We start from the raw sequence: 24,737 nt of genomic DNA, 5'->3' as shown, positions 1-24,737 counted from the left end.
GGGACTTTTAATCGTCAACGTGCCACAGGCGCCCAACAGTGCTTCTGGGTAATTCCAGTTGCCGGCAGACCTCTGCCTGAGAAAGACCTTCTGCCTTTAGTTTGCGTACTGCCTCGAGCCTTTCTGCGGCTGCGATTCTCTGTGGTGTGGTGATCTTCTGCGGCTCGGCAGGCAGCGCTTCATCAAGAACTCCTAACCGCATGAGTTCTATCATCGATTCATTCAAGACAGAGCGTGCTGTCTTCCCCTCATCGGCTGCGGCCACCAGAGTGAGCAGCGACAAAGGCGTTAGGCCCAGCGCATGCGCCAGATCCGCACTCAGATCAATAGTCGGTGTCGTCGTCGCAGCCTCCAAGCGGCTTATGTGAGCCTGGTCAGCTTGATGCTGGAGGTCTGCTTGCGATAAGCCATTTCGAATCCTCAGCCACTGTAGCGTCGCCGCATAAGCCTTCCGCAGGGACATCCAACCTACCTCTCCAAAAAAGAGACGGTATGACGCGTTTGATAGATCCCACACAAATGCATATAATCATATCGATGGGATTCCTGGCTTGTTGCCCGGTATTTTACGTGTTCGCAGAGCCTGATTTTTGGGTTTGCACCATGAGGATCATCAATTTATGGGTAATTCTTCGGAGCATGAGTTGCTCCGCGAGGGTGAGATATCGTCCTTTGGAACAGAGCTACCTCAAGCCGAAATAGAGGCATTGGTGTCGGATCGTTTCGGTCGGAAACCGTACTGTTTGGTCGAGGATTGGCTGATCTTTCATGTGGACGAGCCTCCTGAATCGCTCGCCAAGGTGCGCGCCATAGGCCTGCAGACAATGTTCCTTTATTCCCATTGCGTGACCTACGACAGCCAGGGCCGGTTCCCTCCAGGGGGCTGGGTACGCTCGACCCTGTGTAAGTCGTTCGACGGCGTTTGCCTGTTCGAGACCCGGAATACGGTGTACGCCTTGGTAGGCAAAGGGCGCGAGATGACCGCATCGCTCAAGACAATATTCGGCTTATGTTAATCGCAGGCGCTAAGCAGGCCTGCTCCACACGAGATGCACGATGTTCAGGATTAGCATGCAAGACCAGGCCGGCCCGGTGGGTATGTTCGGGGACGGTCTCGCTCACTTCCACGCCATGTCGCGATCCTTGGTTACTCATTGGTATCACGTCAGTCTCAAGCGCCGGCATGAGGGACGGTTCGTAGCTTATGAAGAAATGCTGAACGATGAGCCTCGCTTAGTGGAGCTGCTGGTCTCCCAGGACGAGAGCATGGTCATTCAAGATGTCCAGGTCGTTACCCCGGCATGGATGAACAAAGGGTCAGGCTGGAAGATGGAAAAGCTGAAATCACTTTCCATGGGGTTCAACCGGGCAGAAGTGCCAATCTGTGTTCTGCAGGTCGAGAGTGGTGATGTGTACGTCAATACCCATCAACGCGAGCTGGATGTCGATGCCTTGCTTGGGGTCAGGGTGCTATATCGGCGCCGTTCTGAGACCACTGACGTAGCCTCAGCGTCGGAGGCTTTGTAGCCATGGAAGACATCAATACTGTTGCAGTCGATTTACACGAAAAGCGCTACTCGGACTTTGACCTCCTTCGCATAGCCAAAGCAGTGAATCAGGACTGCGACGGGCTGGTCACGGCCTACCTGGTGAATGTCCATATCCATGCATGCAGCGCGGTCGGCGTCGTGTTTGGTCATATTTGTCCTGGGCCATATCAACGGCTTTCGGATGGTCGTCTGATCAGAACGTCGGACATCCAATCTGTAACGAAGGAGGGGCGGTTCTGGGTGATTAACACGGTGAACTCCAAGTACGTCATTGCGACGTTTAGACGTGATGTCGGACGGAGTAGTCTGCGTGAGTTCATGCGCATAGCGGGTGACACGTATCTACCAACGCCTGATCGCCTCCAGTAAGCCCTTCGTTACTACCGGGCTGGCTCATCGCTCAACGAGCCTAGATTTCCAATAGGCGCAATGCAGGCATAGAGAAAATTATGCTTGGGCGACATTTGTGTCGATTATGCGACAGCATGAAATGCCCGCCCTTGAAACGGTTTTTCAAAACCGGAGATGTATATTTTGAACTCAAAAGAAAAGCAGCTGTGGCTATGCCTCGCTGTTTTTTACTTTGGAAATTAGGTTGTTTTGTCGGTCGCTTTTTATTTGATCCGTTCGACCTAAAGGTTTTTTTGAGCTCATCTTCAAGTCTATGACATCGGTTTGGGATTGCCCTTCTGCTCTTAACCCAACTCGTCTGTTTGGGGCCGTAGGCCCCGGCTCGTTTTTGCCATCAAAAACCAAGTATTTAATCCTACTTTTTTGTGGGGTATCCGGGATTTGGTGTGATCAGTAAGCGAGAAAATCCAGCGATCAGCCAGAGGCAAAGCTCCGTGAATTCAACATGCGCTGACGGGGAGGAGAATCGCCGCAAGGCAGACTCAAGGTAGGTAAATATTCCCGACGCAGACTTGCTAATCGCCGCATTGAGTAAATGCGCAGGGTTCGGTTGAGAAGACTGTCGACCACGTCGTACCCTGAATGGATATCCAGCCCGCATAAGGAAAATCCATGCTTCTAAAACGCTTTCAAATACTCACGCCTATCGCGATTTTCAGCGCGATATCTATAACGTTCTGGATCATCCAGTTCCGTTTTTTCGACGTCATAGGCTGGAACTACAATGTCTGCCATGCGTTGTTCGGGTTCGCATTCCCACTCGCGCTCAGCTACTTCGGATTCCCCCTCACCAAGCTGCAGCGACCCAAGTTGTCTCAAGTCATTCGCAATGTGCTGAAAATTCCACTCCTGTTGTGGCCTTCTTCATTCGCCAGACTTTTGTGCCGCTCCATTGTCAGAGACGTTAAAGAGGGGATCCCTTGGACTCCTTGGATCGGCGTAGTGATCACGCTGTTTTTTTCCATCGGAAATGAAATGTTTGTTGATCCTGCCACCAACGGAATTCCGTTCATAAATGCGTATGATCATTTCGTGGCCGATGTGGTGGGCATGGCTCTATTTCTCCTCGTAGCTTCTTTCATTCTACGAAATAGGCTGCGTTCAATCGCCGTGTTTCCCATCCGGGCGGCGAGCGATTGATGTTACGTGCCCAAGTCAGCACCCTTCCGCGAGTCTGAATATCTAATAGCCTGCCGTTCAACGTAGAATTCGCGCCCCGTCCTCTGCGACCAACCCAGCTATATGAGCGTCGCTTTCGCCGAAAGCTGGGTAAAATTTGCAATCAGGAATGAGCTTGATGCTTTTAGGATTTCGCAATGAGTAGGGCACGCCTGGATATCGCCCAGGAGGGGAAGTTGTGGGAGATGGCCCTGGAGCATTTGGGCTCAGACGGCCTGCTTCAAGCGGTAATAGATATGTGGAGCCGTTCCGCCCCTCCGCCCAGACCACTCGTTGAGCATCTGTCCACCAATGAGGTCAGTCAGGAAGTCTTGAATATTCTTAAAATTGCCCAGCAGAGGGTAGGTGCTGTCGTACCAGGTCGAACGCCGGATGCGGGCACAGTCACGCTGTATGCTCGTCACGCTAGCAACTTAGCTGATGGGCTCATTACCCTCCTGCCAAAGGTGCAGCTTTCGCGAGCCTTGCGCGGCTCTTGTATTGAAATCGAACTGGGGATTTGACGTCCAGGCAGGCTCCCCTACGATACCGGTCGGCAACAACCCTAGTGGAGTTTGTCGAGATAATTAGCACCCCTTTGAGATCTTCCATGAGCTCTGACTTAACTGAAGAAGAAATGCGTCGTGCATTGTTTGGTTCGACTGAGCCAGAAGAGGTTCCTGCGCCTCCAACGCCCCAGCAGGCGCCAGAGGTCGTTTTTACCAAGCCGGTATCAACTTCTTCGCTCAAGAAGAAAGCGACGAAATCGTTCACGCCTAGGCTGAGGGTTACGCTTCGGGTTGGAAACGAATTCGAGGGGAAGATGCACGAGTTGATCCACGAGGCCGACACGTTGAGCTCGTTGCTTGCTGAGCAAGATGCTGTGAAGGCTGCAAGGAAGAAGTACAAGTATGTGGAAGTGGTCTCGGTTAAGTCGATGTAGACGCATCCAAGTGCACAACACCTTGGGCAGCTACAATCAAAGGCCTGACGCTGTGATTTGGAGCTAGTCGGGATATGTGCTCTCCTGCCGCAACTTCATCTCTCGCTACATGGACATCCCTGTCCAAAGCTCAACCATCACTGCTTACTTTCCTAAGCAACCTTCAAGGCCTGCCGGATATCTGCTCGGATGCTCCGGATTGGGAATGAGATCTCTTTTGCCAGTTGGCCTACGTACACCATAGTTGGCCAGCAAACTCTCCATCAGCATTTTGGAAGATTGGAGGTTAGAATCCGGTGCAGCCTGTTATACAACCGCCCAGTTGATTGAGAAGAGATCATCGATACTTCGACCATCCGGGTCTACCATCTAGCTCTTCAAGAAGGTCATCGTCCTCGTGTTTTGCTCGATAGCCGTTCGAAACCGGGCGAGGATCGAGCTCTTCGAAATTCAGGATCGATTGAGTCTGCCTAGTCGGGGCGTGGTATGTGGCTTGTTCGTAGCAGGCGAACCGCCGAGCATCATCACTGGTGCTCCAATCACTTCCCTCGATGTCTGCCTCATGAAGGCCGCTGATACCGGCTTTATACGCTTTTGCTGCGGCAGAGTTTTTAGGAAGGGGAATCCCTTGGCTGATCCACACTCTGGCATCGCGCAGGGCCTTTGAACCAATGGAATACTTCACAACGCCGTCTTCCGCGACGACAAAGGCCAAGTGGCCTTCTGAGGCTTGGGCGAACTTGGAAGCGATACATGAGCGCGATGCTTGGAAGCGTTCAGCCAATTCGGCAAGGTGCTCCAAAGTGAAGTTCCTGTCCTCCGCGAGTGGCTGAATCATTGCCCAGGGAACCAGGCACTCAGCAGCGAAGATGTCGCACGCAATCTCTTCCTGGGGACGCCCCGTGAAACGCTCAAGCTCATCCCCTGGCAATTTCTCACCGTGCTTGGACGGCAGCTCAAGGACGTGGTGAGCAATCTCATGAAGGATGGTGAAGCGCTGTCGAACCACACTGTCCTTTTCGTTGACCCAGATGTGTCTCTGTTTGCGCCTTTCAAAAGTGTTACCCGCTTCACCATCGGGGAGTTGCACGCACGAAACCTTGAAGCCCAAATGAACAGCAAGCGCCTCTACATCAACAGGTGCTGTACTGATGCCAGCTTCCTTTAACAGTTTCCTGGCCCGTGAGATCACAACGTTTTCGTCCATGAAACTCCTCGTCATTACATCTGCTGAATAAGTTCGATCCGTTTGAGCCAAGCCTCTTCGGTGTTCGGACGCTCACCTCGAAAGCTCATTGTTGCTACGTCTTCAAAATCTTCCCATGGGATGTCCGTGCGGGACACCATCAAGTGGTAAAGCGAGTCTTCAACAGTGACCGATTTGGCCAGTAACTTGAAAATATCACCCTCTCGGTCATCCAGCTCGAGCGCATGGCTCAGGCGTCCTACGACCTCCTCAGAGGGGGCTGCACGGTCTCCTTTTTCCAATCTCCAAATGTATGCGTGATCTAGATCGCCTGCACGTTTCTCCAAGTCACGAAAACTCAGCTCTTTTCGTTCACGCATGGCAGCGATGAACCCGGCCAAATCCATTTTTTTCTCCAACCACTTGCAATGCCCGATAGGGCGGGAGTAGTCTGTTGTCTAGTCAGGCAACAGCTCGCGATTCATCATCCATGATAAGCGGCTTTTTTTTGAAGTCCACTGTTGTCTGGCAGGACAACGACCCTCGGGTCGTTTTTTAAGGACGGTGGTGTTGTCTGTTTGGGCAACAGCTCATTTGGTTCAGATACGAGGATTTTTCCCTATGTCACAGTTGAACGATTTTGAGGTTGAAGACGTGGCTGCCGCCGTCTTAGCGGGCCGCGAGGTTCGTGATCACGGGCCGTATAAAATCCAGCTCGGCGACGATGCTCTGGAATACCGGCCATTGGTAATCGCGGATCCTGTTCCCACGGGGCAGCAAGTCTTGGAGGCTGCGGAGCTCCGCCCAGTGGACGATTACTTGCTGTTCCAAGTTCTCACCAATGGCTACTTGGAGCTGCTTAGCCCCACTGAAACTACCGACTTGCGCAAGGCCGGCATTGAGAAGTTTCTTGCATTCAAGAGTGATCGCACCTTCCGCTTCTTTATTGATGGACGTGCGCAGGACTGGGGCGCTCAGCGTATTTCTGGTCGCACTTTGAAGCAGCTGGCCGGCGTGGATGTTCAGAAGTACGACATCTTTCTGGTCATCCCCGGCGATGATGATGAGCTGATCGAAGACCGCGACTTGTTCGATTTGGCGCGCCCTGGCGTCGAGCATTTCGCTGCGGTGGAAATCAATATCAAGGTCTTCGTCAATACGCAGCCAGTGTTTATCCACTCCCACACTTTGTCGTACTGGGAGGTAGTGCACTTGGCCTACCCGGACGCGCAGCCTGCCCCCAATGCTCACTTCACCGTGACCTACGCCAAAGGCCACGAAGGCAACTCGCTCACCAACCTGGTTGACGGCCAACACGTCCGGATCAAGAAGGGGATGCACTTTAATGTCACACCAACTGATAAGTCGTAGTCCTCACCTCCTGCGTTTGCGCAACGAAGGGTACAACCTGGACACCTACGAGGGTTACCTCATGGTTCATGATGTACCCTATGTAAACGCGCAGCGTCAGGTATGCAGCAGCGGTGTGTTAGTGATGGCGCTCAATCTGGTGGCAGATGTAGCGGGCCAACCGAGCGACCATACGGCACATTTCATTGGTGATTGCCCTTGCGATTCGCAAGGGCGTCCCCTCGAACAGATCATTCACAACAGCAATTCGAATCAGCTATTGCCGAATTTGGTCGTGAACCACTACTTCTCGGCAAAACCTCGGAGTGGCAACTACGCCGATTATTACGAGAAGGTCTCGATCTACGCTTCAATCCTGAGCGGCCAAGCCGAGGCATTGGACAAGAGCGTCACAGCAAAGACCTTCGCGCCGATCCGGTCGGATGCGGAGGGAAGTGTCTTCGCATATACCGACACGGCATCGACACGCGCTGGCATAGGAATGCCCACTGAAAAGTTCAAAGGATTGAAGGTGGCAGTGGTGGGGCTCGGAGGTACCGGCGCCTATATTTTGGATCAGATCGCCAAGACTCCCGTGGAAGAGATCCATCTCTTCGATGCTGATGTGCTTCAGCAGCACAATGCGTTCCGCTACCCTGGAGCGGTGTCATTCGTTGATCTAGCACGGGGAATGAAGAAGGTTGAGTATCTCCAGGAGAAGTACGCAGAGATGCACCGCAACATCACCGCACACTCATGCATGATCACAGCGGAGAATGTCGATGAGCTATGTGCTTTCGACTACGTTTTCTTAAGTGTTGATAACCCCACGGTGAGGGATTTAGTGGTGAAGTCGCTCCGGGGTACCCATACATCTCTGATTGATGTCGGTATGGGAGTTCACCTGGTTGGCGATACCCAGCAAATCTGGGGAATGTGTCGGGTCACAACGCTTACACCTGAGCATTACGACCATGCTGGTCGCACCATGCCCCTGACTGAAAATCCTGCAGAGGACATCTACCGCTCGAACATTCAGATCGCTGATCTGAATGCCCTCAATGCGGTACTGGCCATTGGTGCCTGGAAGCGGCTCTGTGGTTTCTACGCGGATAACGTCCAGGTCGGTCACTTCACCTATGCGACTCATCTCAACGAGATGGGTAACAGTGAGGAGTACCCATGACCATTAGGAGCCTAACGCCTCTGTTTGTTGAGCATTTCCCTAATAGATTGGAGCCAGGCGAGCTTTACCTGGCAATGGAGTTCGCAACTGCAGCACACCTGTGTGCCTGTGGTTGCGGCAACAAAGTGATCACCCCCTTCTCTCCAACCGACTGGCAGATGTCATTCGATGGCGAAACGGTGTCACTCAAACCTTCAATTGGCAACTGGACATTTAAGTGCCGTTCTCACTACTGGGTGCGGTCTGGCCGCATTGAGTGGGCTGGAAACATGTCTCAAGAGGCGATCAACGCAGGGCGCAAGCGTGATGCTGAAGCGAAAGCACGGCAGCAGCCGGGGAGGCCAAGGGAGAGCGAGGTTAGTCAGCCTGCACCACAAATCCAGCAGCCGACCGAAGCACCGTCCTTGATCACCAGGCTGAAGAAGTTGTTCGGGTTCTGACCGAGTCGACCATCCGCCTCCCTAAAAAATAGAGGGCCCGACCAAGAGGAAAAGGGCTCTCTAATCATCTCTCCCCCCACCTGACCTCCTTTTCACTAAGCCTCGTAACGCAGATTGGTAGCGTGGAAGACTCAAAAATCGACGCTTCGATGCGCTGTAGTAGTGCAAAAATAATGGCGAAATACACTTTAAGTGGATGATCGCCATATGCCATACTCGATTTATCAAATGATTCTCGCCCGGCTAAGGCACCTCCGTGATGGAAGTTTTGGCGTGATAGCGCCCGTTAGCAGGGGAGAACCATCCAGCTTTGCTTACGAATGCGAAACTGTGATGGCGCTACCGTTTGGCAGATCATAGTGCTGTTTGTTTGTGAACCTTGGCGCTTTGGCTCGGTCTCAACTACAGTCGTGATGCCGCTTGTCGGGTGACGACAGGTACTGCTTGTGGAGCTTGGCAACCGGACTCGATAATCCGCGCCGCTGTCGCAAGCGCGTCAGTACCACGTTGATATCTCGTGAAGTCAGTGGTCGCGCATTTGGATTCTTTGATGCACTGTGAACCCAAAATTCTTAGAGGATGGAGCTATGACTCTGGAGCGTATGATCGAAGAGGCCCGTAATCGGAAGGGTACTCATGAAGCCAGCCTGAAGGCGGCTCGTGATCGCATGGCAGAGACCAACAACCGTCTGGCACGTGAATTCGCTAACCAAGAAGTCACCGCGACGTTGCTGGCTAAAGCCTGCAGCCTCTAATAACCCTCTTCACTCGAAAGCAGCCTGATGGGCTGCTTTTTTTTGCGCGATCAAAATGACTCCATATCTCATCACCAGTTTCGAGGAAGCGACGCTCGCAGCTCTGATTCATGAGCCCTACGGCTATGATCACGCTGACATCTTCGAAAAGCCGCAAATCAAGTACATCTACAACTATCTGAAGTCCTTCATGCCGAAGATTAAGAAGGGCAAGAAGACGGTAGGGAGCATCCTTCTTGAGCACGAGTACATCGACCGAGATTTTCTTGAAGACTACTCCCGCTTCTACCTGGGGCGTTTCCGTAACGATGGGTATAAGTGCGCTCGTCTTCACTTTTTCAATTGCGACCTGACCCACAAACGGTTGGACGCGTTATTGGCCGGTGACGCAAATACCGTGCTGGCTGACGATACCGATAAAAAGGCCGTAAAAACTATAAAGCAGCTCCAGTCGCACTACCTTGGCTTTATGGTAATCAAGCCGCTCACCAGAACATTCGTGGGGAAAACCTGCCTCCGTGTCATCGGTGATCGAGGCGTTGGCAAGAAGAAAATCGCCAAGTGCTATGATGTGAATCTCTTTGGCATCAAACTCACAATCGACTCTATTGCATTTCAAGAGCAGGACAAGGTTGTTGCTGCTTGCGCAACTACTGCCATTTGGACGGCGCTTCACAGCCTGCCAGGTCGAGGGGTGAAGGACATCAAGTCCTGTAGTGAGATCACTACAGCCGCTTTGAATTTCGTGGATGGCTCAAGCAACGGCTTCCCTAATAAAGAGTTAACCAACAAGCAGATTCAGCGAACGCTGGATGTCGAGGGGCTGCGCTATCACAACGCGGGCCTCGAAAAATCGACTAAAGAATCGTTCCGCGATTCCTTGGTCGCCCACATCGATAGTGACTTGCCTGTCATCTTGACGGGGACAGTATATGGTTTGAAGCCTAACGCCGCTGGTGAATACATCAAGGCAGGCCACGCCATTACCGCGCTCGGCTATGACTTCCGTGATGGAGCAGAGTGGGTGTATGTACACGACGACCGCCTGGGCCCATATGCCCGAGCCAAAATGGTCATGCTCGAAGATTTTCTGGGTGAATCCACTCCTGAGGCGGCGAAAGGGCGCTGGGGGCTGGCGATGTCCCTTCGCGAGGCAGACGCCACCACTTGGGTACCTCCTCACGAAATCATTGTCCCTGACATCTCAATCATCCCGGCAGATAAAAAGACAAGGATTGATTTCAAATTCGCTCGTGGCACTGCTGAGCGCATCTCTGATCAGGTTTTGGGCTATCTGGTGGACGAGATTTGTCCAGAGTTTGGTTTTGACGTGCCAGAAGTCACTTATGAGATCAAGCTCGCATCGATTGCTCAGACGAGGGACGAGGTTCGCGAGCATCGCACCCAGCGAAAGATCGGAGACACCTTAGGAAAATACACTCTCGATGAAGAGAGGATGATTCGCTGGAGGAAGGAGAAGCTTAGTTTCTTGACCGGAAATCTTGCTCGCCTGCAATGGCAAATCGACTTCTTCTGGAATTCCGAGCGTGCCTTCCGGGTTTTCCTGGATGCCACTGACATCCCATTGGGCAACGCCGTTTCTGGAATCTACATCCACGATCCGATTTACGCAGATGCCATGTTGGGCGGTTTCAAAGGACAGGAATGTCAGGTTGCCGGCATGGATGATGAGCATTTCTTCGCCGCCTTCACCAGGGCCATTAAGCAGAGACGTGAGGATTACGAGGGTCATCTCAACGATATGTATGGGACGTTGCGTGCACCCAACCATATCAAGGTAAACGAAGTTTCGCGAGACGGGGAGGGTACAAACCTAACTGCGAAACGAATCTGGGATCCGCAACAAATCCCCTTGGTTGAAGTTCACAAAGCGTACAAAAGAGTAGCGGATGAGGCGAGCAGTAACCCAGCTTCAAAAAGCCAGCTCATCTGGGCTATCGGCAAGGGTGGAGAGCTGTTTATCGCTGAAGATATTCCCAAGCCTCATGAACTTGGTCATCCCAGCATGACTGGTATGCAGGCCGCTCGGATTGCAGGCGAGATCAAGCGCAAGTGCGATTACTGGGAGGTCAATTTCTTCTCTGGCAGATACAGCGGTGACTACACCGATGCGGAGAAAACCCAGTTCCTGACCAATGCTTTGTATAAAATTCGATCTCTTTTTCCTCGTGACACGTTTGAGGCTTTCTATCCTGACGCACCTCCCTCCAAGGGCCAAGAGCCGAAAGACCCAGAGACACCCGAAGGCGGCAGCGATATGCCGGAAGCTAACCTAGGGGTCGCGTAACCTTTGTGAACAGAGATTGCTCACAGTCGGGTTCACTATCCAAATGCCTGTGGTGCAGTGCCGCAGGCTGCTGCAACTGATGAAGACATTCAGAGTGCCAATGCCCATCTGCCCGTGAATAATGTGCTTAGAGCAAGCCATACGACATCGCAGAGATGTTAGTGATCGATAGTAGCGAGTGGCAAGGGTAGCCGCCTGGGGCGGCTCGCCCGATCAAATTCAACTTAACCACGAGTCTGCTATAGAGCCTGCACCACGTTACTGAGCGTATTTTGTTTGGAGTGCGGTTAGCCTTGTTGCATCACGCTCGGTGAATGAGCCTACGTCGAATAAAGGCTTATCATCAGCACCATCAAGCCGTTCGACGGTTACGGTAAAGATGGCATCCTTTGGTGGTTCGACCTTGCCCCAGTCCGAGAACTGATTAGGTGCGAGACTCCAGGATTGAGATTCGCCCGGTTCCAAACCACCGCTGATTGAATAATTGAACGTTTCGACAAGCCAAGGCACTGAGCGTCCAGGAGAGGCGATGGTGCCTTTGAAATACGCCCGTGACACGGCGCTGGCAGTCCCGTTATTCACCGTTATTTCGATGATAGGTTGATTACCAAGGCCATACTCTTTGGCCCTTTGATAAAAGCGAGACTTTGAAACCTGAAAGCGGGTTAATTCTGTTTTTGCAGCTTCGGATTTTTTTTGCTTTTCGACCAGCTCCTGAATTTCCGTCAAGGCCTGTTGCCGTTCTCGCTCCGCACGTTCTGTTCGTACTCGGTTTGCTTCATCGGCAACCTGCTGAGCAGTCTTTCCGTTGAGTGCAGCAAGCATATCTGCGGACACACCTTCGGCATTTTTCTTGCCCTGTAAAACCTGAGAAATATCGAGTCCCTGAAATGCAAGCACCATCACATCAGATGCGAACTGCTTGCGCTTGTCCTCAGGCAAGCTCGCAGCAACCTTCGCCGCAGAGTCTTTGAAAGCCTGTTGTGAGCTACCGTCCAGCTTCGGCTCGCCACAGCCAGCTAGCATCCCTGCCATAAGCGCTATGCATATAAATCGACGCATCTGCATTCCCTCTCAGAAAATTCAGGGCAGCATATCAAAATGATGTCGGAATGCGATCTGTGCAGTTTTTGGTTTTCATTCTCAACAGAACAAATTCAGCACTGCGCTACTAGCAATGAGCATCCTGTAGGTTTGCGTGGACAGGCGATTATCCGAGCAGGTGCTCTGCTGATGATAGTCTGTAACTCAAAAGCTCTGTGGTTGTGGTTCGATTGACCAGGTAGGCCGGATTGAAAGCGAAAGCTAAAAAGACAGAATGGATGCTACCGATTGACTTTCCGGTGGATGATCTTATTGACGCGAGTGAGATGCTGAGAGCAGCAAGCTTGCTTACGCCTGGATACCTCGCTCCCGACGCAGGCATATATGAGCCTGCCGTGTACTTTTACGCGCGAGATCAGGGCGTCCAGACGGTCATACTGCCGGATCGAAACGTAGCCTCGCGTATCGCTCAATTAGCGAAAGGCAAAGAAACGACCAACGACAAGCAACTCAAGCTTTCAGCCGCACTGCTAGGATTTGCTCAGCTTCTAAATATCGATTTTGAACCTGGTGTTTCCTTCCATGAGCTGGCTCACCGATGTGGTAACACCAGCGCAGCGGATGAGCTTGGTTGGTTCAGGGCGGCTGACAACGCCCCTCCACAGGATATGCTGAACGTTGCGCTCGGTAGGACAAATCGTGTTTCCCGCACCTATAGCCCGGTCGAGGTACCGCACCTCAATCTACAACTACCATTGAAACGCTGGAATCGAAATTACATCACCGCGCTCAAAATTCTTGAGTTAGACCTTACCTCAGGTAAGCAAGTCGACAAGATGCTTCGTCTTCTAGATTGGATGAGTACGAGTCTTGTATTCGCGGGGCCGGCTCTGATGCTCGCGTGTGTGTATCTCGGTACTCATTCGCCTGCTCGCAAGAATGTGTTCAAGAACAGCAGGTCTGCTGATCGGATGGCGGCTATCGCTGGGGTGAGAAACGCTGCATGGGATATCACTCATCTGAGCGATTTTATTCTTCGCTCAAACGAGAGCGCCGATTTAGGGAACGTCCAATACTTGCTCGCTAGCTTCGATGTACATTTGAAACTAACGACGAGCCTCCTGATGACAGTAGGCCGCGAAGGGAGCGATGCCTCGCTTATTGCAGCTGGGCTTGCCCAGTGGTGGGGGGCAAAGGACGCTCAGCGTATTGCACATGAAGTGGTCATTCAGCTCCGACGAATCAATAGCGACTCGCACGTTCCCAAAACATCTGACGATCCCGATTACATTTCCAAGCTGATATTGCTCGGCGAGCGCCTGGTGATGGAAGCCATCTAGCATTCAGATCAATGCCTGTGTTTATGTTCTGCGTTATGTCTAGAGCCTAGACGGTTGGGTTACGCCCAGCTTTGCCATGCAAGCGGAGCGCGCAGGCATGAGGATGGAAGCCCGCAAGGGCCAAACCCGTCTTGTCCGGGGTTTGGTTCACGACAGCCGTACCCCGCTAGGGGGCAAGCCCAAAGCAAAAACGATGTGGATCGCTGGCAACTACGATGTAGGAACTTACCCGAATGCCTCGTCAAGCAGGCTCTGCACCATCACAGAGGCAGGGCCTTCAAGAAAGTGCTCTTGGCTGCTGACATCAAACCGCACAGGATTGATGTGAACGACAGTTGCCTCGTGACCCAAAGCACGTAGCGGTAGCTCAGCAGCCGGGTAAACGACCCCAGACGTACCAATCGAAAGGAAGACATCGCATTCCTTGGCGGCAGCTAGACCTGCGCTCCATGCGTCTTCAGGCAGCATCTCGCCAAACCACACAACGCCTGGTCGGACATACCCATTACATACACTGCATCGCGGCGGCTCAATACGACTTCCATCCTCAGGCAGGGCTTCAGTCGTGAGGGGCAACGTAAACGCAAGCCCGCAATCGATGCACCTAGGAGAGTGCAGGCTTCCATGTAGATGAATCACATCCTGGCTGCCAGCTCGCTCGTGTAGGTCATCAACATTTTGGGTGACCACAGTGAGCTTGGGCACATACTTGGTAAGCTCGGCGATAGCGAGATGTGCCCCGTTTGGCTGCGCCTGGATAACCTTCAGCCGGCGCCACTCGTACCATCCCCAACACAGGCTCGGGTCTGCACGAAATGCCTCAGGAGTCGCAAGCTGCGCAGGATCAAACCGCTCCCACAGTCCACTAAGCGCATCACGGAAGGTCGGGATGCCACTCTCCGCTGACGCCCCTGCGCCCGTGAACACAACGACATGCTGAGCCTCACGCAATCGCTCAGCGAGTGAACTGATAGTCACAAACTAATTCCTTGAGATTCGGCAGTTGATCATCGCTCGAGCGGCTTAGACCTGCAGCAGAATTCGAACTGGCCGGAGGCCGCTCATTTCCTGAGCCATTCGGACGCTCTCCCATTTTAACCACTGCAAATATAATATTGCGAAAGCACTCAACGATGGGTAGCATCCACGCAAGGTCTAGAGAACCATCCCCTCCCGCCCATCTTGGGCACGGTAAATCTCTGTTGAACAATTCTTTGCTGCGCTCCTAACTGAGCACTGAATGGCAAGGGGAGGCCCCGTTCTTACATGTGCTCATCATGGAGAAAGGTATGCCTGCTCTCAGTGTTGCCGAAGCAAAAGAATTAGCGCACTACGTAAAACATTCTCACGCTCACATCTTCAATACCGTACCGCTCGGGAAATGGCTGACAGCTATATCGCGTGCCTGTGGGTTCCGTGACTGGAACGTGATGAGTGTCAAAGCACCGAAATTACCTGACTCGTCCAGTAATGATTGGGGAGACTCTGGTCTCGGTTTTGCTGTTGTTTGCGCGCCGGGGCGTGCTACCTCCTACCACTTGATCCATGATCGCAGCAACGCCTGGAACATGGTGCAAGTCGCCGAAAAACTAGCTCAAAGGATCGCCAGCGGTGGAGAACATCGGTTTTCAGGCGCGACTTCAAAGTTTTCGTTGCTAGACCCAGCCGAGCCTATGGAAGACTGGCCAGCCTTCAATCTCCCCATACGAAGAAAGCATTCCACAGCGCTTCCCCCTGTTCAGGTCACGATAGCGGACGGAGAGGTCACTATTTGGCTCTGGTGGCTAAGTCCACGTTACCTGCTTCGCGCAGGCGATCCAGGTGAGCCGGAAACCCTCGCCTTCCACTCTCTGCATGAGCAATCCATGACTCCCAAAAATGAGTGCGTTACAAGCTTGTTTTTGCGTGAGCTGACCGGAAAGGTCTTGCCGAGAAAACATTGCTACTACTGCACCGAGCTTCCAAACGAGCGGCACATTTTCAGGCTGATGCTCGTTCAGGAAGGCAGTCGTGATGGGCAAGCTACCCAATACACCTACGATAATCATGAGTCCGCAGCCAGGCAGAAAATAGCGTTGAACTCGAGCCTTGGGTTGAGTGAGCGGGATGCCCAAGCCGTATCAGCGGTATTCGCCCAATACGATCCTTACTATGAAGAGGATTATTTCGACGACTACTCGCACAACAACGACTAACTCAGCCATTGCCAGCTAGGAATCAATCTATATGTCAACGTATCACTATCAGTGCCAACATTGTTATTGCACCACCAGCATGTGGGAGGTGGAAGATGGCGAAGACGATTTCTATGGCGGTGCCGTTGAAGACTGTGGATGTACCTCGCACCATGGTAGTCAGGATGACGATGATGACTAACGCTTGACGCCTATAGGTCATGACCGCAAGCGGAGCGCGCCGGCCCTTTGGGCCAAAGGCCTGAGGATGGTAACCGTCCGGGGAACACACCTTCCTGAGGTCATCGCTTAAGGCGATGGTGTCCGTCTAAATTTGATTGGACGCCATTTCTAGCCTTTTTAAGCGGACGCCCATGCCACAAGAACGCCGTCCCTATAAAAAACCCACGTCATCGCCGAGTGCGCGCAGGCTGGCACCTCGATTGCCAATGTCGCCTTGACCCAAAACCTCAAATGCAAACCTTGTCCATAAATATATTCGCGGGCACAGGTTGCCTAGCAGCAAGCCTCGTTCCCGAAAAATATGTCAGCCCCAGACAGTGCTGAGTTGAATCTGTTAACACATTTCTGCGAAGATCCGCTACGAAGGACACCAATATGGAAGGAACCAGGCATGATCTGCGCATACTGTAAAAAAGACGCTCCAGCAACTCGTGAGCATGTAATTCCAGCGTTTATATATCGCTTTCAGAAAGAGCTGCAAGCTAAAGTGATTGGCTGGAATGAAGTCGCTAACAAAATGGTTGGCGGAGAGCACCAAGTGAAAGATGTCTGTGAAAAATGCAACGGCGGAGTGCTATCCAGCCTTGACGCTTACGGAAAAGAATTTCTTATCGCCAATGGGTTCTTGACCCAGAATTACATCCAGCGCCGCGCCGAGCTTTCATATGATTATGACAGGTTAGTACGCTGGCTTTTGAAGATATCCTTCAATTCAACTCGCACTGACCAAGGCCACGTCCATTTATTTGAAAAATTCATACCTTATATTTTGAATGGTTCTCCATCACCTCAAAAGATAGATTTTGCAGTGCTGGCAACTCTAGCAGCTCCAGTAACCACTGAAGAACTAAATGGCCAATACAAAGTGTTTGATGATCTTGCAAACGGATCCGGCGTGGTGAATCCATTTTTAATGAGAATCTCCTATGGGCCTAATCAGTACGAAACATTTACATTAAGGGTGATAATGTTCGGCCCATTGACATTTTTCATGCTTATGTATGTACCAGGCGTGTCGGCTGGCGAAGCGTCCATCGAAACCAAGCGGCTATTCAAAGAGTTTTCCAACCTCACTCAGCTGAAGCCTGGAACCACGAAAGCTTTTTTGACTGCTGGCTCCACAACTTGGCTTGATTACTACGCCCCGCAGGTCGACAGAGTCAACGCTCTCGGCACTTACGCGCCTTAATGGACATCGCTGCGGCGCCTTCTACCTAGCGCCCTAGTGTCTAAATTCGAGCTTGCATATTGATTCCAGCGTGCGTTCCCGGGTGGTAACAAAACGGTTTGCAATGAGTGCGCCCTTAGGAGGCGTGTAAGTTAACGACGTGACAAAGAATCGCCCTTGAGCCAGCTGGTGCTACTTGCTGGCAGCGATCAACCAGTGAAGCAAACCTGCAACGCCCCCCGCTGAAGCCATTCGCGCCCAATATCCCTTGCACGTGCAGTTGGCAACCGGGGGTAGCGACACAGCTCAGTTTCCCTAGTGGGCAATCTTGCGCAGCACAGAGTGCCTGACAGTGCAGTTGATACCGCTGGCTTTTATGGAGGCTCGAACCTCCTCTAATTCTACATCTGTAGCGCTAGGGTGCAGGCGCACTTCATGAATGATTTTTTCGAGTGGATAGGCAAGAACATAGCCCTTACCCTTGCGACGAATCACGTCGTGGCTACGAGCTAGTGACTCTGGGGACATGCACGAGGTAATCTCGTCGCTCTCGTGAGACAAAACTCCGCCAACACGTACTTCGTTACGAGCCTCAAACCCCGTCAAAACCGAATACTTTAAGAGATTGAATTCCAGTCTGTACTCATTCTCATGTTTATAGCTCTCATTTTTTACACGGAACGGCTGTTGGCTCGCTTGCGGCTTGAGCTGGTCGTCATAAGTGAGCGTATAGAATTCGGCGGCTTGATTCAGTGGGCGTGGCAAGGAAAGCTCTAGAGCATAGTCGCTGCTAAAGATCGCAACACCTCCTTCGCCATAGTTCTCCCACATTTCGAAAGACTCTTCCCCAGAGTTGTACCAGCAACTCAAATAGGTGCTTTTGCGTCCTACCTCTTTGCTTCCAAGCATCATCTCATCAACTTTCGACATCAGCTCTTGATCTTGGCTAGCTTGGCTTTTCAGGTGTTTGGTAAGAAACGTGTGATCATAATCACCCTCTAGTAAGTCCAATTGATCGCACGCAGCACTTACGTAGATGCCTTTGTCTTCTAGGAGATATTTGAACTTACCTAATGTCAGGTAGCGCATGATCGCTTTTGGTCTTGCCATGTCGTAATCCTCTAAGCGGTATGGGGAAAAGGAAATTGAGCTTCTGGGCACGCCATCCTCAGCAAGCAACCACTTACCTTCGCGACGAAGCAATTTGACCGTGGCAGTAAGGAAGCGCGCCGCACTTTGATACACTCGCTCTTGATCCTGCTGGCCCTTGTAGGGAAGCGTAACTCCTAGGATGAGCATTCCGGTTGAATCGGCGTATTCAGTGGTGTCGACCGTCAAAGCGTCTATCGTGAATTTGCTTGCGTTTGTCTCCGCAATCGCACCGGACAGCTGATTTCTCAGCTTTTGATCCAGCTCGGAGAACACTTCGTCCTCGTGGATCGCGTCCTTGAAGTCACGCACGCCGAAGGCGGCGAGCATCAAGCGCGGATCCGTGGGGCTTCGCTGGGCGACGACAATGAGCTCGTGGTACTCCTCGAACCCTGCCTGACGCGCAAGCGCTTCTTGGGCAGCGGAAAGCTTCATGCCATATTTGCGGGCATGCTGCTTGGCTAGCGATTTGAAAATGCTGAGAAGGGAAAAATCAGACATGGCTGTGCCACCAAAACTATCGACGCTTTGGTTACCGATTGCCTGTTCACCGGGCAGCGTCTAGTTAGGGACATGCCGATGTAAAACGAGGGATATATCTACGATGGGCTATTGCTTCGCGAAACAGGCGCCAGGCGACCATCACCGCCTGGCCGGATCATAGGTCAGTCAAATTCACTCTGCAATAGCCTACGGGAGGGGCGCATCAGGTTGGCTTCGCGAGGAGTGTCTTGGAGAGTTGCTCGGGTATCAGGCACAACCGCAAGCGGAGCGCGCCGGCCCACGATGGGCCAAAGGCGAGAAGATGGAAGCCCGATAGGGCCGTAACCTGGTGCAGCCAGGTTGCGGTTCACGACAGCTGCCCCCTAGCAGGGGGCGAGCCCATAACTCTCCGTTGTGCGATGGTTTCCGCCTACTGGAGGAACTCTCACCCATCCACAAAAAAGTTATGGCTCTGGGTTGAAGCAGCATTTCTTATACTTCTTATTAGAGCCACACGGGCACGGAGCATTTCGGCTAACTTTCTTGGCCGCCCCGTTCCCTGGTATTGCTCTCTGAGAAATGTTGTCTAGTATGTTGTAGGTTTTCATGATTTGTTGAGCAGTCGTTCGCTCATCGCCAGTAAGCGGAACAGATGCATCTATAGCAAAAATTGTCTCAGAGCCCCCTTGATGGCCTTTGGTGTCGGCTCCAAGAACTACGATTTCTTTTGCTTTCTGGAACTTGTACCGCGCTACACATGCGTATAGCTGCATGTAGGCAGTTCGCTCCTGTCTATATTCATCATAGGAGTTGAATCTATGACTCCACGGGAAAAATACGAAGACGTACACTCGGCCTGGATTACAGAGAGAGTAAGTCGTTCGTGCTGAGCGTGTTCCGCTGGGGACTGTATGGAATTTGTCAAATAGGGTAGTTGCAAGGAGGCTACTCGACAGAAGGTTTTCCGACGCCAACACCTGCACAGCATTTGCATGCGTTATGAACGGTAAGTCACTTGCTTCACCTACCTGTGCATCCACAATCCCGTCCGCGAAGCGGGAAATGATTTCATTCCATAGCTTTGCTTCTTTTCTTTGTTGATACCTCAAGGCATATATTACCGTTTTCCTGTAATGATTCCATTCTCCTTCGGGTATCATTAGGAAATTGCCATTGTTTTGAGGTGGGTTGGTAATTTTTCCGAACCCGTTGCCACCATTCTCTTGAAGATAGCATGCAAGTGTTTCCTCTTCTCCAGCGCTGATCAGGAGGTCTTTGTTGCGGATTGCATCCTCTTTAACCTCGAGGTATCGGATGAAGTCTGCAGGTGTGCAAAGCTCTTCTAGGAGAAGTTTTATACCCCCTTCATCTAGCACGTGAACGAAGGTTTTGCTTATGTCTACATCGCCGACGAAGAACGGTTTATCGAGCAACTGTTCTTCATTCGCTCCATAAAGGTAGCCGAGCGAACCACGGCTGCCGGGCCTTATGGCGTCGAAATGCTGCTTGGCATGTTTACCTATTCCTCGGGTTACCGCTATCAGGTGTATTTTGAGATCAGTCCTACTCAAGTCAAAAGGGAATGGCTCATCAAGTTTACTATTGAGGAAGATCTTGTCCGGGTGATTCCTAATGCAACTTTCTGCTCCATGCAGTTGTTTTGCAGATTCCTTGACTGCGGCTCTGTACCATCGGCTCCAAGCAAGTTTTGGGTCATTCTGCTCTTGGAACTTAACGTGCCCCTTGTCGGAAAATAGTATAACCGTGTTATTGAAGTACACGGTGAGGTCGGTAAGCTCTTTTCCTTTTCCTAACGACCGATACAGGCTGGGGTAGCACCACAGGCTAAAAAATGTATTTGAAGCAATCGTGGCAAGAATCTTCTCGCTTTCATTTACACTTGCTTCCTTGTTGATTGGCTTTAACAATCTGCATATCCTTTCTGCCAATATTAGCGGTTGTGAGTTGCTAGCTTTTATGGATATTCATAATTATCTTGGCCTTCGTCTCTGTTGCATATTCGAGGTAGTAGGCTGCATTGTTTTGCTGCTCTAAAAGTTGGCTATGCTTTTCCTGGTCACCTGCGTGTCTGGATTCTTGGATTTTAATTTGCAGGTATTTTATTTCTGCCTGGAGCATGGATATGTTTTTATTCATAAGTTCTAGCTGTACGTTCATTTCGACCCCTTTGTTTTGCCAAGTCACCTACGTCTCGATCTCGAGTGACCGCTGACGTGCTGCGATCTCACGCTTACCGGCCAATTTCGGGTGTAGCGTAGGTGACAGCTTCGAATGTGGCCGCTGACGTGCTGAAGCGTCAACCACTCGGCGATGAACGACATCGCCTGGGTATGGCGCCGATAAACCTTGGCATGTGCTGCTGCAGATAAACGGCAAGGGAGTCTTCTGCCACCTCGAAGTTGTAGACGCGCCAGTAGGCCTCGATGAGATCCTTGTTCCGGCGAAGGTAGTAGCGCCATAGCCAGCCAGGGTACGGCGTCTCGCACTGGAACTTGGCTAAGGCCGGGGCCTCATCCAGCGAAGCTTTAAACCCTTCTGTCTAGGCCAGGAGCAGTAGCAGGGCCACCCCAACGATGATCATGAATATCTTGTCGTAGATGAGCGAGTAGATCGCTGCCGGCGAGGCCCAGTCCCACATGATCCAGCCGAACAGAAAGGCAGGAAGAAGAGCGGAATCAGGAACAGGCCGATTGCCAAATTAATCCGGGCGCCAATAATCTCTGGCAACTTCGACCAAACGCTCGGCAGGAGTATCCTCCCAGGAGCCTGGCTGATCAGGTGTATCTCGATGGGAGTTCAGCGGCTCATGCTCAGGGAATGAACGTCGCATGGAGGTCTTCAGGAGGAATACGGAAGGCCAGAAGTAGGCCGGAGATGGAGCGAGTAGGCAGAGCGCATCTGTTCTGGCTGCGGGCAAAGCGCGGAGCGCCTGCAGGATTCACTTGGGGGAAACGTAGTAGCGAACCGATGACTCCAAGAAGCGCTTGTTGAGATACTCCGGCGTGAGCCTGCCGGCCTTTTGGAGTTTGGCAAGGAGCTTCTCGTCAAGAAGCACGAGTTCCGGGCTCACTGGCAGTGCTGGGAAACCTTGCTCGTAAAGTGCAACGTTTGAGTCGGGAAGAATGAATTTCTCCCCCATCGTCGTAAAAGGCACCCATGCAGTGTCCTTCAAGAGCTCGCGCCCCCTGATGAAAAACTGTGTGAGCGCCATACCTACAATCATGCGAGCTGTAGCATGTGGATCACCAGTTCCGTTGAAGATTCGGACGGTGTCATTCACCTGCTCAACCTCATCTTTTTCAAGCTGTGCTTGCGAGGGTATGCATGGCGGCGGCTCCATGATCGAGTCGTAGAGCGGCCTTTCTTTGGCTACGCAGTAAGCCCGTGCTGCCAACATGACGAAATACTCGGTGACGATGGGGGATCTCTCGATGCTCCCGTTCTTTCGGAAGCCATCTATCTGCTTTAGGTAATTGTCTTCAGTCGACTTGATCATCCCCTGTTCAGCCTGCTGATCCCATAGCCTGGCTACAACAAAGGCACTCTTGGGCGAGCGCTCTATGGGGGCGCCACCCTGCTTTCTGTGTATGGTGAGGAGATTGTCGTCCTTTAGCCATTCTTTCAGGTGTGCCTGGGGGATCACGTGCTGATTGACTGTGATCCTGTTCGGATTTTTGACGCGATTGCCGTTTTCATCAAGAGTTTCGCTGGGAGCTTCGTGAGGAGAGTGGTCTTTTTGGTACATGCTATGGGCCCATTATTTTTTCGGAGCCGGCGTGCAGCTATCCGCCCGCCGCATTGTGATTAAAGCGCGCCATGCTTCTGCAGCAGGGCATCGAGTACGTTCCATGCGTTGTTGGTAAGGCTTTTCCACTGCGCCAGGGAAAGGTTGTGTAGATTCGAGCGGATGAACTGCATTTGTTGACGTCGACCATCCCTGTTGCACTTGGTGTACGTCTCCAGCTTTTGTGGGTTGAGCTCGACGTGTTGGTAGCTCAAGAGCATCGTATTTAGCTGACGCTGTTGGTACATGATGCGAGTCAAAGGCACCTGCTCATCGGTCTCGATCTCGCGTCCATTCACAAGGTCGAGATCTTTGACGTCTGGAACTCTGAGGTCATGCTTTTCGCAGGTGCAGTAGCTCCAAGCAAAGTGCAGCGCGCACATGTTGAGAAGGGCATCCTCCTTCACGCTGTGCTCCACGCCGTTCAATTTTTCCCAATCGAGTACCCAGGTGGCTTGAAAGTAGAAGCGCTCCAGATGCTGTCGTTTCAAGGTGCGCCAGGCTTCTTCGCCGGGGAACCTGTTCTGGGAGAGCTGCATTAACAGCCAGTCTTTGAAGGCTGCTTTTTCAAGGTAAGCAGGAATGTGATGGTTCCCTTTCTGCTTAAGGCCACGGGTTAGCCTAGAAAGGCTCTGGGTGGCTATCTGCTCCAAACGTTCGTATTCGAGAAGCTCCCAGTGAGAGCGATTCACCATGCTGGCAAGCAGCAGCTCTGCAGAGAGCGAATCTTTTCTCGGGGTTGCTGCAGCCTCAAGCAGAGGCCGTAGGGCGCCGCTAGAAAGCTCGGTAATACGTTTATGTGCCTTGGTGGCGGCAGCTTCGATCCAGTTATCAGGAACGCCGTCCAGAGGCTTGATCAGAAGTTGTGATAGGAATTTCCACGCCAGAATGAGCCTTTGGTGTGTCTCATAAAGCTTGAGGTCTGGCATCGAGCAGAGCAGGGGATCACAGGCTTCCAGCAAGTCGCCATAGCTCTCCCTCTCGTCGTCACGCAAGTGTCCATATAGCTCGGTGAGGAACCGGCGTTTGGCGTCAGCCAGCCTCTCAATCTGGGCCGCTGCGTCACGAAGATGCTGCGGAAACGCTATGGCATTGCTCTTCTCCAGGGCGTTCAGCAGGACGGCGCCCATCGGAGCGATCAGGCTCGACTGGTAGCTACTTTCCGACTCCACGCCCTCTGGCGCGGCAAGCAGCAGTTGGCTCGACCACTGCAGGTATTCACCGGACATGATCGTGCATGTCTCGATGTACGCTTTGAGCTCAGTTTCGTAGGTCGCTCGCTCAGCTTCATTCAGGCTGTCGAGGTGCGCCTGGTAGGCGCCCTCATCAAGGCCAAGGATTTCTTTGAGGCTCTGGATAGCGCGGCTCTTTCGAGCCAGCTCTCCATCAGCGAGCTTCTGGGTTCCCTTGTCGTGCATTTGTCTTCACCATTTTTGGTTACAAGGCCGGAATCGCTTCAGGCTGCGCTTCGAGGATTTCCCGAGTACGCCTGCCCAGCTCCTGGCCGCCGAGTACGCCGACAGTGTAATCGTCGACGGTGATGGCTTGACGCATAGCGTCACGGAAACAAGTGCCCGGCTTCACGTCCTGGATCGCCTGGGCAAGCGCGTTCAGGTAGTCGGGCTCAGAGTGTTTCAGGCGAGCCTGCTGCAAGTGGTAGGAGTCTTTGCCTGCTTGCCAAGCGATGGATGTGGCTTTCTTTAACATGGAGTGCCTCTGCGTTTCGGTTGATTGGAGTTGCGAGGCCAGTGTCTTCGAACCGCCATTCACCTTCGAGCAAGGAATCCGATTTGATTTTTAGGGCCGGTGTCGAGCGCCGCATCAGCGCCTGTCCCCCCGGCCTTTACGGGGCCCCCTTTGCACTTCGAACCGCATGCTTCTCATTCGGTATCTTCAGAAGCGTCACTTAATATTTGTGGGCAAATGAGCAAGCGGAGCGCGCCGGCCCACGATGGGCCAGAGGCTTGAGGATGAAAGCCCGTAGGGCCAAAGCCTGGCGCAGCCCGGCTTTGGTTTACGACAGCCGTCCCCGAAGGGGCAAGCC

25 protein-coding genes are annotated in these 24,737 nt (G+C 52.3%); 14 read left to right on the top strand and 11 right to left on the bottom strand.

Annotated features, from left to right (window positions below; genetic code table 11):
- Positions 1-7 precede the first annotated feature (7 nt).
- Entirely contained in the window at positions 8-463 is a 456-nt protein-coding gene (locus tag G9Q84_RS16455; protein ID WP_032861752.1) for a helix-turn-helix domain-containing protein, read from the bottom strand.
- Positions 464-620: 157 nt separating this feature from the next.
- Between G9Q84_RS16455 and G9Q84_RS16450 the strand changes: the two genes are divergently transcribed.
- The 6 genes from G9Q84_RS16450 to G9Q84_RS16425 all read left to right on the top strand — a co-directional run bounded on the left by G9Q84_RS16450 (position 621) and on the right by G9Q84_RS16425 (position 4,062).
- A complete protein-coding gene (locus tag G9Q84_RS16450; protein WP_032861754.1) occupies positions 621-1,016 on the top strand; it encodes a DUF6957 family protein in 396 nt (131 codons plus the stop codon).
- 40 nt (positions 1,017-1,056) lie between these two features.
- The gene (locus G9Q84_RS16445) at positions 1,057-1,527 is read left to right on the top strand and encodes a hypothetical protein (RefSeq protein ID WP_181643734.1); all 471 of its coding nucleotides are present in this window, start codon (positions 1,057-1,059) and stop codon (positions 1,525-1,527) included.
- Positions 1,528-1,529: 2 nt separating this feature from the next.
- Positions 1,530-1,919, top strand: coding sequence for a hypothetical protein (locus tag G9Q84_RS16440; RefSeq protein WP_181643733.1), 390 nt, complete (start codon positions 1,530-1,532; stop codon positions 1,917-1,919).
- 654 nt (positions 1,920-2,573) lie between these two features.
- The gene (locus G9Q84_RS16435) at positions 2,574-3,101 is read left to right on the top strand and encodes a hypothetical protein (protein ID WP_181643732.1); all 528 of its coding nucleotides are present in this window, start codon (positions 2,574-2,576) and stop codon (positions 3,099-3,101) included.
- Positions 3,102-3,277: 176 nt separating this feature from the next.
- Entirely contained in the window at positions 3,278-3,643 is a 366-nt protein-coding gene (locus tag G9Q84_RS16430; RefSeq protein ID WP_181643731.1) for a hypothetical protein, read from the top strand.
- A gap of 86 nt (positions 3,644-3,729) precedes the next feature.
- On the top strand, positions 3,730-4,062 hold the full coding sequence (locus tag G9Q84_RS16425) for a hypothetical protein (RefSeq protein ID WP_181643730.1): 333 nt from the start codon (positions 3,730-3,732) through the stop codon (positions 4,060-4,062).
- A gap of 337 nt (positions 4,063-4,399) precedes the next feature.
- On the opposite strand, the gene G9Q84_RS16420 is transcribed toward G9Q84_RS16425, so the two are convergent.
- Positions 4,400-5,269: an ImmA/IrrE family metallo-endopeptidase gene (locus G9Q84_RS16420; RefSeq protein ID WP_181643729.1), complete on the bottom strand. Its 870-nt coding sequence runs from the start codon at positions 5,267-5,269 to the stop codon at positions 4,400-4,402.
- Positions 5,270-5,283: 14 nt separating this feature from the next.
- Positions 5,284-5,655 carry a helix-turn-helix domain-containing protein gene (locus G9Q84_RS16415; protein WP_181643728.1) on the bottom strand — a complete coding sequence of 124 codons (372 nt, stop codon included), beginning with the start codon at positions 5,653-5,655 and terminating at the stop codon, positions 5,284-5,286.
- Positions 5,656-5,869: 214 nt separating this feature from the next.
- Here G9Q84_RS16415 and G9Q84_RS16410 point away from each other — a divergent pair, with 214 nt between their 5' ends.
- The 5 genes from G9Q84_RS16410 (at position 5,870) to G9Q84_RS16390 (ending at position 11,287) form a co-directional block, all read left to right on the top strand.
- Entirely contained in the window at positions 5,870-6,619 is a 750-nt protein-coding gene (locus G9Q84_RS16410; RefSeq protein ID WP_181643727.1) for a multiubiquitin domain-containing protein, read from the top strand.
- On the top strand, positions 6,594-7,784 hold the full coding sequence (locus tag G9Q84_RS16405; protein WP_181643726.1) for a ThiF family adenylyltransferase: 1,191 nt from the start codon (positions 6,594-6,596) through the stop codon (positions 7,782-7,784). Before G9Q84_RS16410 ends, G9Q84_RS16405 begins: the two co-directional genes overlap by 26 nt.
- Positions 7,781-8,224, top strand: coding sequence for a ubiquitination-like system serine protease family protein (locus tag G9Q84_RS16400; RefSeq protein ID WP_122379444.1), 444 nt, complete (start codon positions 7,781-7,783; stop codon positions 8,222-8,224). The genes G9Q84_RS16405 and G9Q84_RS16400 overlap by 4 nt, the downstream gene beginning before the upstream one ends.
- A 587-nt stretch (positions 8,225-8,811) precedes the next feature.
- Positions 8,812-8,979: a hypothetical protein gene (locus tag G9Q84_RS16395; protein WP_181643725.1), complete on the top strand. Its 168-nt coding sequence runs from the start codon at positions 8,812-8,814 to the stop codon at positions 8,977-8,979.
- Between the two features lie 55 nt (positions 8,980-9,034).
- The gene (locus G9Q84_RS16390; RefSeq protein WP_242461447.1) at positions 9,035-11,287 is read left to right on the top strand and encodes a C39 family peptidase; all 2,253 of its coding nucleotides are present in this window, start codon (positions 9,035-9,037) and stop codon (positions 11,285-11,287) included.
- A 258-nt stretch (positions 11,288-11,545) separates the two neighbouring features.
- Here G9Q84_RS16390 and G9Q84_RS16385 read toward each other — a convergent pair whose 3' ends face one another.
- Positions 11,546-12,349, bottom strand: coding sequence for a DUF6694 family lipoprotein (locus G9Q84_RS16385; protein WP_122379464.1), 804 nt, complete (start codon positions 12,347-12,349; stop codon positions 11,546-11,548).
- Between the two features lie 230 nt (positions 12,350-12,579).
- Between G9Q84_RS16385 and G9Q84_RS16380 the strand changes: the two genes are divergently transcribed.
- Positions 12,580-13,671 (top strand): hypothetical protein, encoded by a 1,092-nt coding sequence (locus G9Q84_RS16380; protein WP_181643724.1) that lies wholly within the window; start codon positions 12,580-12,582, stop codon positions 13,669-13,671.
- A gap of 225 nt (positions 13,672-13,896) precedes the next feature.
- Here G9Q84_RS16380 and G9Q84_RS16375 read toward each other — a convergent pair whose 3' ends face one another.
- Positions 13,897-14,649 carry an NAD-dependent protein deacylase gene (locus G9Q84_RS16375; protein ID WP_181643723.1) on the bottom strand — a complete coding sequence of 251 codons (753 nt, stop codon included), beginning with the start codon at positions 14,647-14,649 and terminating at the stop codon, positions 13,897-13,899.
- Positions 14,650-14,960: 311 nt separating this feature from the next.
- Here G9Q84_RS16375 and G9Q84_RS16370 point away from each other — a divergent pair, with 311 nt between their 5' ends.
- Positions 14,961-15,866 (top strand): hypothetical protein, encoded by a 906-nt coding sequence (locus tag G9Q84_RS16370; protein ID WP_145162344.1) that lies wholly within the window; start codon positions 14,961-14,963, stop codon positions 15,864-15,866.
- 613 nt (positions 15,867-16,479) lie between these two features.
- On the top strand, positions 16,480-17,277 hold the full coding sequence (locus G9Q84_RS16365; RefSeq protein ID WP_145162342.1) for an HNH endonuclease: 798 nt from the start codon (positions 16,480-16,482) through the stop codon (positions 17,275-17,277).
- Between the two features lie 294 nt (positions 17,278-17,571).
- On the opposite strand, the gene G9Q84_RS16360 is transcribed toward G9Q84_RS16365, so the two are convergent.
- The 6 genes from G9Q84_RS16360 to G9Q84_RS16335 all read right to left on the bottom strand — a co-directional run bounded on the left by G9Q84_RS16360 (position 17,572) and on the right by G9Q84_RS16335 (position 24,400).
- Entirely contained in the window at positions 17,572-18,906 is a 1,335-nt protein-coding gene (locus G9Q84_RS16360; RefSeq protein WP_178119697.1) for a hypothetical protein, read from the bottom strand.
- 446 nt (positions 18,907-19,352) lie between these two features.
- Positions 19,353-20,816, bottom strand: coding sequence for a YecA family protein (locus G9Q84_RS16355; RefSeq protein WP_145162338.1), 1,464 nt, complete (start codon positions 20,814-20,816; stop codon positions 19,353-19,355).
- A 40-nt stretch (positions 20,817-20,856) separates the two neighbouring features.
- Positions 20,857-21,066 carry a hypothetical protein gene (locus G9Q84_RS16350; protein WP_181643722.1) on the bottom strand — a complete coding sequence of 70 codons (210 nt, stop codon included), beginning with the start codon at positions 21,064-21,066 and terminating at the stop codon, positions 20,857-20,859.
- A 781-nt stretch (positions 21,067-21,847) separates the two neighbouring features.
- A complete protein-coding gene (locus G9Q84_RS16345) occupies positions 21,848-22,654 on the bottom strand; it encodes a DUF4238 domain-containing protein (protein ID WP_181643721.1) in 807 nt (268 codons plus the stop codon).
- A gap of 59 nt (positions 22,655-22,713) precedes the next feature.
- Positions 22,714-24,111, bottom strand: a complete 1,398-nt coding sequence (locus G9Q84_RS16340; RefSeq protein WP_145162335.1) for a hypothetical protein — start codon at positions 24,109-24,111, stop codon at positions 22,714-22,716.
- Positions 24,112-24,130: 19 nt separating this feature from the next.
- A complete protein-coding gene (locus tag G9Q84_RS16335; protein ID WP_145162332.1) occupies positions 24,131-24,400 on the bottom strand; it encodes a hypothetical protein in 270 nt (89 codons plus the stop codon).
- Between the last annotated feature and the right edge of the window lie 337 nt (positions 24,401-24,737).

The organism is Pseudomonas sivasensis (assembly GCF_013778505.1).
GTDB classification, from domain to species: domain Bacteria; phylum Pseudomonadota; class Gammaproteobacteria; order Pseudomonadales; family Pseudomonadaceae; genus Aquipseudomonas; species Aquipseudomonas sivasensis.
Note: the sequence above shows the minus strand (reverse complement) of the source record. Positions and strands in the feature narration are given on the sequence as shown.